This window comes from Paenibacillus sp. PCH8 (assembly GCF_002968835.1).
Lineage (GTDB): Bacteria > Bacillota > Bacilli > Paenibacillales > Paenibacillaceae > Paenibacillus.
The window spans coordinates 2510397-2524364 of record NZ_PKQK01000001.1; the positions used below are offsets into that span (position 1 = coordinate 2510397).

At 46.9% G+C, this 13968-nt stretch carries 6 protein-coding genes and 1 pseudogene; all 7 read left to right on the top strand.

Annotated elements, in window-relative coordinates; translation table 11 throughout:
• The first annotated feature begins 8 nt into the window (after positions 1 to 8).
• The 7 genes and pseudogenes from C0Q44_RS10855 (at position 9) to C0Q44_RS10885 (ending at position 13919) form a co-directional block, all read left to right on the top strand.
• On the top strand, positions 9 to 1520 hold the full coding sequence (locus C0Q44_RS10855; protein WP_105407238.1) for an extracellular solute-binding protein: 1512 nt from the start codon (positions 9 to 11) through the stop codon (positions 1518 to 1520).
• A 346-nt stretch (positions 1521 to 1866) separates the two neighbouring features.
• Positions 1867 to 3138, top strand: coding sequence for an S-layer homology domain-containing protein (locus C0Q44_RS10860; protein ID WP_105407239.1), 1272 nt, complete (start codon positions 1867 to 1869; stop codon positions 3136 to 3138).
• Positions 3139 to 3567: 429 nt separating this feature from the next.
• Positions 3568 to 6822 carry a DUF5704 domain-containing protein gene (locus C0Q44_RS10865; RefSeq protein WP_258166240.1) on the top strand — a complete coding sequence of 1085 codons (3255 nt, stop codon included), beginning with the start codon at positions 3568 to 3570 and terminating at the stop codon, positions 6820 to 6822.
• Positions 6823 to 7001: 179 nt separating this feature from the next.
• Complete coding sequence (gene pulA / locus C0Q44_RS10870) at positions 7002 to 9047, top strand: type I pullulanase (protein WP_105407241.1); 2046 nt, start codon at positions 7002 to 7004, stop codon at positions 9045 to 9047.
• Between the two features lie 353 nt (positions 9048 to 9400).
• Positions 9401 to 12276 (top strand): annotated as a pseudogene (gene pulA, locus C0Q44_RS10875) (type I pullulanase).
• Positions 12277 to 12560: 284 nt separating this feature from the next.
• Positions 12561 to 13193 (top strand): 50S ribosomal protein L25, encoded by a 633-nt coding sequence (locus tag C0Q44_RS10880; protein ID WP_105407242.1) that lies wholly within the window; start codon positions 12561 to 12563, stop codon positions 13191 to 13193.
• A 204-nt stretch (positions 13194 to 13397) separates the two neighbouring features.
• Positions 13398 to 13919 carry a hypothetical protein gene (locus C0Q44_RS10885; RefSeq protein ID WP_105407683.1) on the top strand — a complete coding sequence of 174 codons (522 nt, stop codon included), beginning with the start codon at positions 13398 to 13400 and terminating at the stop codon, positions 13917 to 13919.
• Positions 13920 to 13968: the final 49 nt, after the last annotated feature.

Here is a 13968-nt window from a genome sequence, read left to right on the forward strand (position 1 = left end):
GATGGTTCATGAGTCCAAAAGGTCCAATATCCCGTTTAGGCGGAATCGTTGTCATTGGCGCAATGTCTGCTGGACTGCTTGCAGGTTGCGGGGGAGAGAAAGCGCCTGCTACAGGGGAAGGTAAACTTCCCATTTCCATCTCTTTAATGCAGGTAGGTGATATACCGGCCAAAGAGAATGGGATTGAACAGAAGATTGAAGAATACACGAATACGGATGTCAATGTACAGTGGATTCCGCAGTCGGCTTTTGATGATAAAGTGAACGTCATGGTTGCTTCAGGCGAGATGCCTACCATAATGCGTGTAAATTATGTACCAACAACGTTTAATGCCGCCAGAACGGGACTGTTCTGGGAACTGGGGCCTTACCTGAAGGATTATAAGAACCTGTCTGCCCAATCCGAGGCGTATTTTAACAATATAAAGATTGAAGGCAAAGTCTATGGTATCCCCAACTTTCGGGATATTGGACGAACCGCGATTGTATATCGCAAGGACTGGTTTGATGCATTGAAGCTGGATGTACCGAAAACGCTGGATGACTGGTATGAAGTGATGCGCTCTATTCGTAAGGATGACCCGGACGGGAATGGTAAGGAAGATACGTACGGTGCATTGTTATTCAAAAAGTATAATGAAGGTGTCTCTTCCCCGCTGACGCGGATTGCCGTAAGTATTGGTGGCGTCAATAAATGGGGAGTGGACGATGCCGGGAAACTGACACCGGAGTTTCTGACCACTGCGTATGTGGATACGATGAAACTCTTCAAGCGTCTGTTCAGCGAAGGGTTGATTAACAGTGACTTCCCTGCTCTGGACCCTTCCGATGCGGACAAAAAAATGGATTCCGGTCTCGTTGGCATGAAGCTGAATGGTGTCGCTCAAAATGGTAAGTCTTCACAGCAACGCCTTACGCCTAATGCTCCAGATGGCGTGATTGACGTAGCTCCGTTCCAGGGAACCGATGGTATTCGCATCGCCGGGGAGCCAGGGAACTATGGTATGTTGGTTATCCCAAAGGCATCCGTAACGGATGAGGTGCAATTGAAGCAGGTACTCACGTTCCTGGATCAATTAATGGATGAGGAACTGAGTACATTGCAGTTGCGGGGGTTGCTCGATGTGCACTACAGCAAAACTGCGGATGGCAAAACCGAACTGAAGGACTTCGACGCCTATCAGCGTGAAGTTAAACCTTATCGTGATAATTTGCTAAGCATTGAAGGGTATAATGTGCCTGAACTGGTAGATGTTCCGATCGGTATGAAAGGTACGAAGATGGCTCGTGAGAATGAGCAGTATGCCATCGCTAATCCGGCACTCACATTGTCATCAGCAATCTATACCGAGCGTGGTCAGGAGCTGGATCAGATGATCTGGGATGCACAGACCAAGTACATTATGGGTAAAGTCGATGATGCAGGCTGGGAGCAGGAAATAGCCAACTGGCGAAAAGCCGGTGGTGATCAGCTCATCACGGAATTGGAAGCATCCTACAAGGAACTGAACGGGAAATAATTTTGGGGAAGCAAAAAAAGAATGGTCAAATGGAATGAAATGGTTTATTCTATGAGGGAGTTGATTGTTCCAAATATCATACGAATAACCACACCCTTAAAGCATAAGGCTATGAATCTGCGGATTCATGGCCTTTTTTTGTACTTTGAGTGGTGAAGCGGGACTTTAGAAGGGGGGATGTCCGCCTTGAAGTAATGGGGATGGATGAAAAATAATACCAAAAGCCTAGATATACATGGTAGAATATTGATTATTATGGCAAATTTAGGTTTTTGGTTGTAGGGAAAGTAATCAGATTGATCAAGCAAAGCACCCCCATACGAAGGTACATAGGAGCGTGAGTAGATTGAAGAAGCAGATGGAAGTAAACGGAAATAAGAATAAACGGAATGTGTGGATCGTCGGGTTGGTAACGACAGCTGTATTTGCAGCCACTCTATTACCGATTGACCCTGTACATTTTATGTCAACAGCTAATGCTGCATCGGGAACAAGTGACACTGCCCTTAGCAAGTTCAAGGATATCAAGGGCCACTGGGCTCAAGCGACGATTGCCAAAGCTTATGAAAAAAATCTGATCTCTGGTTATCAAGACGGAACGTTTCGTCCGAATGGCAAAATTACGCGTGGGGAATATGCGACGATACTCGCCCGCGCGACTGGGCTAGAGAAGGTAGAAGGGCAGAATCCTTTTTCCGATCTCAAGGGGCACTGGTCTGAAGAGGCGGTTAGTCAGCTTGTAGGACAAGGATTCATTCATGCTGGCGATTACGCCAAAGGGTTCAATCCGAATGCGGAGCTGACACGCTACGAGATGATGAAGTGGATTGCCAATGGGCTGATCAAGTCCGGGAGCAGCTTCCAGGATGCTTTTAACGATACGAAGAATACACTGCTTCCCACACCGGAAGTGAACCGGGGAACTATTCGGGCCGAGCAGATTCCTTATCTTGCCCTCGTTCGTGGGACAGGCATTGTTGGTGGCTTCCAAGATGGTACATTAAAACCTGCGGACCCCACTACACGTGCTGAGGTATCTGCCATTTTGCTGCGTTATATGGACGTGGAGGGTACGGATGCCGGGAAATATAGTGACCTGAATGAAATGAGAGAGGTCGGCACGACGGGGACGAATTTAACGACGATTAGTAATTATTTTTATACTAAGAATTCTGTGAAAGTAAGTGATATTTCTAAAGGAGATATAAAACTTTCTAATAAATCAGGAGTGCTTACACTTCATAGTTTTATAGTGGTGAAGGTTCAGAATGGTAAACCTCAGGGAGTCTATAGTAAACTTTTTGTGGAATCTAATATTTCTAGTGGCGACTATTATTTAACATTTGCTGATTTATCTTTTATATCAAATACAGATAAAACAGATTTGATTACTTACAGTAGTGGTTTAAATAACGGACTACTAAATTTTAGACGTCTAGATTTAGAACATGCTGATAAGAACGGATTGAAAACCATTCCTAACAGCCCTAAAGACCTCATTATCAAAGGGAAAAAAGTTAGATTTTGGACTAGGTCAACTTTAGATTTCAAAAACGGATCGTATCATGTTAAAGCTGAAGATTTAGGAGAAATGAAAATACAAAATATGTACTATTAGTGAGGTGATTTTGATTTTATGAGGAAACGAATGCGGTTGCCCGTATTCAAATGCTCAAAGTTACTATTGATATTATTCGCTTTATGTTCCGGTCTCGCGGGAATAGTAAGTGATCATTTGGTTTACGCTGCAGTCGATCAATACGGTCCAAAGTCTATGAAAAGCTCTGTTCTAAAATTTATTCAAGCTGACAAGACAACTGCTACTCCTGGAGTTTATTGGTATCAACTTGATGATGGGAGATTCAGAGCAGATCATAGTGGTGGACCGACTTATTCAAGCAATGCAGGAAGTTGTACAACCCCTTATCCTGCTTTGAAAGAGGTGCCGGACAGCATTGATTTTTCCCGATGGCCAGCGGTTTCTTGGCCTCAATATAACGGAAATACGCTAACATCCTCTAGTTTTAAGGAAGTAAATATCAAAAGTGTGGAATATAAAACCCAACCTGAACAGGAAACATACACAGGTGTGGGAAGAACAGTGATCACACCTCCAAGTACAGTTGTTGCTATCAGGACCTTAACTGGGGGAGATCACGAATGGACTCAGAATGATCCATTTGAGAATGGGGGAAGAACAAATGCTGGCTGTCCTAAACATAATGTTTCTTATTTCACACCTATGGACATTATCTGGGAAGGTGATTTGGAAGAAGAAAAAGAGATATCTGTCGAAGAGGATTCTACCCTTACCATAGGACAAACCCAGCAGATGGAAGCCAAAGTGAAGACCAAAAATTATGGTGAAACAGATTTCAATCAAGGCATCGACGTTTCGCGAAGAGAAGCAGAAATCAAATGGTTTTCCTCTGACGAGACGATTGCGAGCATTGAACTGAAAACAGGGATGTTAAAAGCTGAAAGTCCGGGCACGGTTACGGTGCGCGCCATCTGGAATAATGGTACATATCTCATCTCGGATACAGCGACCATTACAGTGACGTCCGAGCCTGGACTCGTAGTGAATCTACCGAATGCCTGTAAAGCCAATACGACACCTTTACAGGCAGAAGCAGTTCTAACCAAACCGGATCGGACTGTCCATAAGCTGACCGCTCATTCCAAATTGACGTGGCAAAGCTCAAATCCTTCTGTAGCAACGATCGGCACAGATGGCAAAATCATGACGAAAGGGATTGTGGGTAGCACGACCATAAAGGCTCATTTTCTTGATCCTGCTCAGCATCTGGATGAACAAGGGACCCAGGTACTTGAGGTGAAGGATTGCACGGATGATGGAGGAAATAATGGTGGAGAACCAGGGGGTGATCCTGCGAATGCGTGCCCTGTGACCATCAGCCCACCTGCTAGAGGTACGGTTATTGAAGCAGCGGTAATGGACTCATCGGTTCGAGGCGTGCTCAAGGCAGATGATCGGGGAGCCGAGAAATTCGATGTTACCCGAGGCATCCCGACTTCTGAAGATCTCTACGCCAATGTCTTGGCCAAAGGGTATTTGTTCCAGCACCGGTGGATCAACATGACAGGAACGGTGACCTATACCGTAAAGGTGAAGAAGGTTTATCACAAAACCTGGACAATCCCTGGAAGGCCGTCTAGTGGTGAGGGTGATCCAGGCACACAGCCTCAGCCCAGAGAACGTGACGTTAACGGAGATAAATCGATGCAAGTAACAAGGACGTATAGTTACTGGCAGATTGATAACCTGGAGGTCTATAAGCTAAATGAAGCTACGATATCCAACTATGCGCTTGGTGGTTATGGCGATACCGTAACATTGACGCCAAATCAATACACACCACCTACTCTGCAATCGGCGACGGACAATGCGGTGAACACCCATGTGAAACCTGCACCATGCAGAGAGATTGATCTTGGCACCCAAACCGTTCCAGGTGGTTCGACTGAACCGTCTACGCCCAATGAAACGTCACTGTTTCAATCCAAGGCTGAATCGGAGGTTCGAGAGAATACGGTTCATAATGATCAGGTGACCTTTAATGGCGCAACGATCATGGATTCTGCTCCAATAGAGAAAACAGCTCCAAGACCTGGGATGATTCCACAGCCTGGCATGATTGGAGATCATGTGTTGTACCTGAACCGGCTAACGATCAAGAATACATTGATGAACAAAGCCAACCAGCCGACCACGGGTGAGATTACGTATGGGCTGCTCCCTGGAAATGTGAACGGAGGGCGGGAGCAGAAGTTTCCTATTCTTGGGATTAACCCGGTTACAGTACATACTCCAGTGGTGAACTATGCCTGGGTGTCGGATGATCAGCCACATAATCAGAAAACAAATCCTGATGCGACCAGAGCTGCGCTTATTCTGGAGCGTCCATTCCTTGTGCGAATACCCACCTCAGGTCAACATTTGGATGTAGCGAGTTACCCTGGTTATGGTAATCGTGATTATGCGAAATATTTTCGGATCAAACAGGTTCGTTTTCCGTTCGATGTCTACAATGCTGCGAAAACTCAGTTTATTGCGGCCATGACATGGGTGGACATTCCGGTGAATCAGCTGGATACTCCTTTCTATCTCCCTGTATGGGTAGATGAAGGGAACTATCACATCGAGTTCCGCAACATCGCGGAAAATGCTCCTGCAAACTTCACGGAACAGCAGGATGCCAATACGGATCTGATCCACCATGTCGCCGCAGATACGGTTGCAGTGGAAGTCATTGGACGATTGTACGATTTTCATATCACCGATATTTCAGACTACAACTGGGAGAATGTATTCCGTAAGCGGATGGGTAGTTCAGAACCAACAGGTGTGAGCTACTGGACGGGAGTAAATCGTATCGATGGTGATCCTCGTGGCAATCTGGCTCCCTATATACTCCCTATTCGTCCCGGCAGTCATCCGGTACAGGGCTTCCGAAATGCAGCGGTAAAGACCGGATACCATTTCAAGTTTGATCTGAAAACGAAGGGCAATATGTTTGGCAAGCAGGATGGTATCCGAATAACCCCGACGTTCTCTTTTATTAGTCAAAATGGAACCTCCAGGCAAAAGGTTGATCTATACTATCATCGGGGCCAAGAACGCCTCATTCGGATCGGATCTGCACAGGATTTGGAGAAGCGTTTTGTCATGCTGAACTCTCGATTACGGAATGTACCGGGGACGGAACTGGGAGATACGGCACGTTATCAGTATACCAATGAGTGGACAGCTCAGGAACGAAGCGAGTCCACACTGGCTGAATTCATGGTTCGTTTTGTGGATCAGAATACTCATAATAAAACGTGGGTCGGCCGTTATGATTGGATGATCCTTCCGGCACAGATCCGTACACTCATTGGGCCAAAAGCAGACATTCCTTCCAGTGTTAGTGTGGATCGGGCGAATGCAGCGATTCAGCGCTGGTATGGCGAATATAGCTTGCCCGCGGATGTATATGCTGTGCCCAAAGGAACCGATCTCGAATTGCTTGTCAGACAAAACCAGTTAGATGAGAAGGCAACGGTATTTCTGAGGGAAGGTTACATCGTGGTTAACTTCGATATTGAAACATTACGCAGTGGCAATACGAATGCACCGCACCTGCAATATATTCATGCACCTTTGATGAACCAATGGCAGATGGAGGGCTTCGCGATAGATGGTCAGGGAAGAAGCTGGCCGTTGAAAGACGGAGACGTGGTTCTGTACCACGCCGATCAATCCAGCCGCAATGATTTTCAATCCCAGGTACCGCATTAGAGAAATAACGTTTTACCTCTAAAGAAGACAGGCGTGATGTGAATCCACATGATGTTTGTCTTTTTTTTGCGTAATGCGCATTATGGTTGGTCAACGGAACGGGTATAAAGGGTAAGGGGTACTCGTTCCATCCATATTCATTATTCATTAATTTTCTCAACGAGAGGGGAACAACATATATGATTGAAGAGGATAAGCAGGAACTATTGATATCAGAAGATACATACAAAGGAAGCGATCTGGGTGTCACAGTAGAAGCATATGCCTGTCACTTCAAAGTCTGGTCACCGTTAGCCGTTCAGATGGAACTGCTCCTGTATCCACCCTTAACAGGTGGGAGCCCGGAGGAAGAACCCAATCAACAGAATCAAAGAGCGTTACCAATGCAGCAGCAAGAACAAGGTATTTGGACTCTGGAATTGGAAGGTGACCTGAGTAGCTACCGTTACATGTACAAGCCTACTTTCGAAGATGGACAGTCTACCACTGCTGTAGATCCCTACGCACGAGCGGTTACCATGAACGGAGAAATGGGTGTAATCGTCAGCCTGAAGCAGACGCAACCGCTTGGGTGGAGTGAGGATATTCGCCCTGAATTGATCAGTCCTGTAGATGCAGTCTTGTACGAACTGCATGTGCGTGATTTTTCCATACACCCATCATCTGGAATAACGCATAAAGGCAAATACATGGCTTTTACCGAGAAGGGGATACGCGATTCAGAGGGCAATACGTTGGGAATTGATCATATGGTTGAACTGGGAATTACCCATGTGCATCTGCTGCCCATATTTGATTTTGCGACTGTGGATGAGTCTGGGGTGGATGGTGATACGTCGGATGCTTCCAACTACAATTGGGGTTATGATCCGCTGCATTACAATGTGCCGGAAGGCTCCTATGCGTCACGTGCGGACGAGCCCGAAACACGAATTCGTGAGTTCAAATCCATGGTACTCGCCCTTCATCAGAAGGGAATAGGTGTCATTATGGATGTGGTCTATAATCATACGTTTGATACGGCAGGCAGCTCGTTTGAGAAACTTGTACCAGGGTATTACTATCGCCAAAATGCCGACGGCACGTACAGCAATGGTTCGGGTACCGGCAATGAAGTAGCTACCGAACGGCCCATGGTGCGCAAGTTTATCATCGACTCGGTGCGTTACTGGGCTGAAGAGTACCATGTGGATGGATTTCGGTTTGATCTGATGGGTCTGATCGACACAACGACGATGAAGCAACTTGCGATGGAACTGCACACCGAAGTATCCCCTTCCTTATTGCTATATGGTGAACCATGGGGCGCACTGGAGTCACCGCTTGGGGATGATATGACTTTAAAAGGTGCACAGCGCGGAGCTGGATTTGGCGTGTTTAACGATCATTTCCGTGGAGTGATCAAGGGTGACAGCGATGGAACGGGTACAGGATTTGCGACCGGTGCGGACGGAAAAGAAGATGAATTGTGGACAGGGGTACGCGGAGCAATCCATGATTTCACAGATGGCCCATCCGAAACCATTAATTATGTAACGGTGCATGATAATCTGAACTTGTGGGACAAAGTCGCACGTACACAAGGGTTGCACGATTCACTGAATTTTCTTACTTACAACGAGGATGGAAGTATCCGCGGATGCCAAAGTGTGGAAGAAGCTGTGCAGAAGGCTGAGCCTTACCGGCAGATTGATCCGAATCAGATGTTGGAGAATGAGACCGTTAGGCGTTGTCTGCTTGCCAATGGTATTGTTCTAACCTCCCAAGGTGTTCCTCTGATTGCAGCTGGGGATGAGCTGCTTCGCAGTAAATACGGGGATGCCAACAGCCACCAGAGTGGAGACATGGTCAATGCTATCCATTGGGACCAAAAGCGGCTGTTCAAGCCGGTGTTCGATTACTATCGTGGCCTGATCCAACTTCGGCGAGAGCATCCGGCCTTCCGGCTTCGTACCCGGGAAGAGATTGAGCACATGCGTCTGTTGGAAAAGGGAAATGGGCTGCTGGCTTATGAACTGGAAGGTACAGCCATCCATGATTCATGGGAACGGATTATCGTCATCTATAATGCTGCAAAAGAAACTCGTACCGTCTCTGTTCCCACAGGGAGATGGCATGTGGTTGTAGAAGGAGGACAAGCCGGTGTGGATGCACTTCGTACGATCCAGAGCGGTCAGGTTGATGCGAACGCTCTATCCGTGACGGTGATGTATTCGAATTCCTGATTCTTACACAGCTCACACACTCACGATGTCCGAACAACTACACCAAACCCCTCTTCCACGCGGAAAGGGGTTTTTGTGATGGGCAGCAGATCATCCTGTGCATCTCCATATCCAGTAATGTTTCATCCTGCATTTCCTCTTTGTGCAGTATTCAGTTTTTTTGTCAGGACAGGTACAGATGCTGTCAATCTATGGCGCTTGTTTACATATTATATATTTTGAAAGCGATTGCTAATTGAATGTCCATATGTAGCCGATATGTTGAGTACAGACAACCTCGGGTTGACAAATAACGTCCCGCTCCGTAACATCGGGACAATACGAAATCAATGGATATAAAGGCGGTGGGAACGATGCCGGAATGGACTTCCTTTCGTTACGAAGGCAACGATCTTGGCTTAACATATACTTGTGCTGTAAGTACTTTCAAATTGTGGGCACCTACAGTACAACAGGTTCATATATTAATTTTTGATGACGAAGGGCATTACAACGAGCGTGGCAAAGTGTTACAGCATGAGGATGGACAGGAACATTCCCTGAAGCGCGAGGCGGACGGAATATGGAGTCTGGAGCTGCAAGGCGATTGGGCAGGATATTATTATATGTACCGCGTTGTTCATGATGATCAAAGGGTTGAAGTCGTTGTTGATCCTTACGCCAGAGCGGTAACGGCTAATGGACAACGAACGGCTATTATCGATCCTGAGACCACCAATCCGGTGGATTGGGATCTGGATATCAAGCCTGCATTTCTACATCCTGCAGATGCCGTGCTCTATGAATTGCATGTACGTGACTTTTCCTCGGACCCACATGCGGACATTCCGTATAAAGGGAAATATCTGGCTTTCACGGCATCCGGTCTGACCGACAGGGCAGGTAACAGCATTGGTATAGATCACCTTGCCGAGTTGGGAGTAACGCATGTACATCTTCTGCCTGTAGCGGATTATCAGACGGTGAATGAATTGGCTACGGCAGATGTTGGTTCGAATCTCAGAGTGCCATACAATTGGGGCTATGATCCTCAGCATTACAATGTTCCAGAAGGCTCCTATGCGACGAATCCACGTGATCCGGCAGTTCGAATCCGGGAATTCAAATCCTTGGTACAATCCCTGCACAGACAAGGTATCCGTGTTGTACTGGATGTGGTCTATAATCACACGTATAGCGTGGAGGAGGGTCCTTTTGAACGCATTGTGCCGGGGTATTATTACCGTTTTCGTGAAGATGGCACCCTCAGCGATGGTTCCGGTGTAGGCAATGAATTGGCGACAGAACGTCCGATGGTGCGAAAGTATATTCTCGATTCTCTCCGCTATTGGGCAGAGGAATATCGTGTAGACGGCTTCCGGTTTGACCTTATGGCTCTGATCGATACGGACACGATGAATGAATTAACCCGTGAACTGCGGGAACAGATTGATCCAGCTTTTCTGATCTATGGGGAACCTTGGACGGGTGGAGATTCACCGTTGGACCGCAAAACGTTAAAAGGAACACAGCGAGGTCAGGGATTTGCTGTATTTAATGACCATTTCCGCAGTGCTATCAAAGGGGATAGTGATGGCACTGGCAGAGGGTTCGTCACAGGTGCCGGGGGCAGGAATATGAGCTTGTTCGTGGATTAGCCGGGGCGTTGGATGATTTCACATCATCACCTGTTGAAACCGTCAATTATGTGACTGCACATGACAATCTCAATCTGTGGGACAAAATCGCAACCACGATGAACCTTAGACATGATTTGGGTTTTCCTGTGTGGAAGGACGGGCAGCCAGTGGGAGGAGGAAGTGCCGAATCGGCTGTGAAAGCAGCAGATCCTTATCGGTATGTGGATGCAGATGATGTCATGGATCATGAGATGGTTCGTCGCTCATTGCTGTCATCCGGCATTTTGCTAACCTCTCAGGGCATACCGTTTCTGCAAGCAGGGGATGAGATGCTGAGGTCCAAAACGGGCGATCATAACAGCTATCGGAGCGGAGATGCGGTGAACGCTATCACGTGGGCTAACAAATCGCGGTTCAGACCGGTGTTTGACTACTATCGTGGTCTTATTCTTCTGCGGCGTACCCATCCCGCTTTTCGTATGATAGATGCTGAACAGGTACGGAATCACCTTCGTATTATTCGTGCCGATGGCAATGTGGTTGCATTTAAGCTTCAAAACGGAGCGAATCAGGATACCTGGAATCAGATTATGGTTATCTATAACGGCACGGAACAACAGCAGCATGTGGAGCTCGGGGAAGGTGACTGGCATGTGGTGGTCAATGACCATCAGGCAGGCACAGACTTGATCGAAACCGTTAGCGACACTGTTCACGTAGAACGGTGGTCATTAATGGTCCTGTACGACACAGAGCATGCTGGAGGCGCTGAGCCAGCTACACTGGAGATTAGTTTTCCACGTCAGGTATACAGTCCGAAGGAGACCGCTCAACTGCGAGCTATCGTAAGGGACAGCATTGGCAATATGGTGGAGAATGCCCCCGTGATCTGGACTTCTTCTAAGCCGGATATCATTCAGATTCAACTTGATGGAACAATGCATGCACTGGAATGTGGAGAAGCTTCGATCACAGCCCGCTGTGGGGATATCACAGCAACCTGCATGTTACAGGTAGATCATCGTCATGCCGAGCGAATTGAAATTGTGGGCGAACCTGTCATGTATACGACTCGAATCAGTCGCTTCCGTGCATTGGTCTTGGATCAATTCGGACAGCCGCTCCAGGATTCGAATATACGTTGGAGTTCCTCTCATCCGGAACTGGCAGCGGTGAGTACAGCAGGGATCGTACGTGCTCTGACACCTGGGGCTACTCATATTGTGGCTGAAGCTGGAGGAATTCGGGCAACACTTGGCGTAACCATTCACAAGCAAGTTTCACGAACCATCACGCTCCGATATGAACGGGACGACCAACATTATGAAGGATGGGATGTCTGGGTATGGGGCACAGGCATGGAGGATGGAGCGGTGCGGTTGGAGCAAGTCGGAACTGCCGCTGAAGCCCGTTTCCGCGTTGCTCCGGGTCTGCATCACCTGGGATTGATCATTCGTTTGAACGAGTGGCAGGCCAAAGATACATGCGGAGACCGTTTCGTGGATATTGTACCTGAAGATGGGGATGTACGGATTATTGTCCGCAGCGGGTCGGATGAGATGCAGGTTATTCGTGAAAGTAATGAAGCGGATGAGCGTAACAGCGCATAACTTCTTATTTTATAATAAATTCATATGGTGTACGACAAAACCTTGATAAACCAGCAGTTGGAAGAGATTCCGACTGCTTTTTTGGGTTGCATTATACGAGTTATTGCTTGTTGTAAAATAAATAATTGTCCTGTTCCGTGTTTGAGATCCTCTATCATTGGGGTAAATATAGATATGGCCTACGATTCGGTCACCGAAATAAAGACCATAATGGTCTATGAGCGAAGCCTTAGCGCTTTCCAACAAATATAATGTAGTGATCCCTTGAAGGAGGATGTTCAATCATGAAATCCAACGGAAAAATGGCTCAACTTACAGCAACGCCAAGAACTGAAAAGAAAGGTGCAGCACTGCGCCTGTTAAGACAAAGCGGACGAGTTCCGGCTGTCGTGTATGGCCCGGGACAAGAAGGTGCCTCCATACATGTAGATGAGAAAGAGATGCTGAAAGTGGCACGCACAGGCCGCTCCGAAATGTTCAACCTGAATCTTGAGGGTGGTAAAACAGTTCCCGTGTTGATCAAGGATCAGCAAGAGCGTAACGGACGTTTGCTGCATGTCGACTTTCTGCAGATTTCCAAGAATAAGCCGATCAGTGTAAGTGTATCGATCGACTTCCAGGGTACATCAGCGGGTTCGAAGGCTGGCGGTGTATTCCAAACACAGGAAACACAATTGGAAGTGGAAGGATTGCCGGCGGATCTGCCGACATCCATTGAAGTCGATGTCAGTGGATTGGACATTGGTGATCGCCTGACGGCTGCAGATATCAAACTGGATAAAGGTTTGACACTCGTAACCTCACCTTATTCCATCATCGCTTCCGTCATGCCGCCACAAGCGGTTGAGGAAGAGCCAACCGCTTCTGCTGAGGAAGCTGAACCGGCATCTGACGAAGAAAAAGCTACAGAGGAATAAATTAAGGCTCAGGGATCTTACGAGAACCCATGCCTAACCGAAGCCCAGTCCTATGGACTGGGTTTTTTAGATTTCCCAGAACAAGAGAGTTCGGTTGTCGCATGAAGAATGAGAATATACTACAATGAATGTATTAAAGGGTTGATCTCATGATGACAACCAAGAGCAGGTTAAGTTAATGGAAAGAAAGTAGGTTTGCTTCATATGTTTGATCCAACAGTGTATGACAATCTGAAAGTTGGGTTTGAGAATCATCTCTATGATATGGATAACCTGGATGAGCGTATTCAGATTACAGGTCGTAAAGATCGGCTGGAGATGGCTATGATGTCCAGAGAGTTCATATTGCAGTTCTGTCTCAGGGATCATCCGGAAGTAACGGGCGAAGTGGTGTTAAGGAGTTCACTTCAAGAACTTGCATCCGAGATTCTGGAGACGCCAGGAGGTCATCCAGGCTGCAGTCTGGAACTTCGTTTTGACATGAATAGTAAGAAGCCTGAATCACATTGCACCGCTATTCGTTCCATATTACGGCAGAGCTGGCCTGAGCAGAGAATGTGCCAGAACATCCGTTATATTTTTGAAGAACAGCCCATTACGTATAATGTTACAGCGCATGTATATTTTGACCGTAGTGTGAATGAAGATCAGATGGGGGATATCCCTGAATTATGCCAACATATGGTGGAAGTAATGAATCAATTATTACATTTATATAACCGGTAAAGCTGGAAAAAGTCTTGTCTCTCCTTAGAGATGAGACTTTTTTTGTACT

Excerpts from the sequence above, each read along its gene's own strand:
- C0Q44_RS10855 (WP_105407238.1), top strand. The coding sequence starts at position 9 with ATGAGTCCAAAAGGTCCAATATCCCGTTTAGGCGGAATCGTTGTCATT.
- pulA (WP_105407241.1), top strand. The coding sequence starts at position 7,002 with ATGATTGAAGAGGATAAGCAGGAACTATTGATATCAGAAGATACATAC.
- C0Q44_RS10880 (WP_105407242.1), top strand. The coding sequence starts at position 12,561 with ATGAAATCCAACGGAAAAATGGCTCAACTTACAGCAACGCCAAGAACT.
- C0Q44_RS10885 (WP_105407683.1), top strand. The coding sequence starts at position 13,398 with ATGTTTGATCCAACAGTGTATGACAATCTGAAAGTTGGGTTTGAGAAT.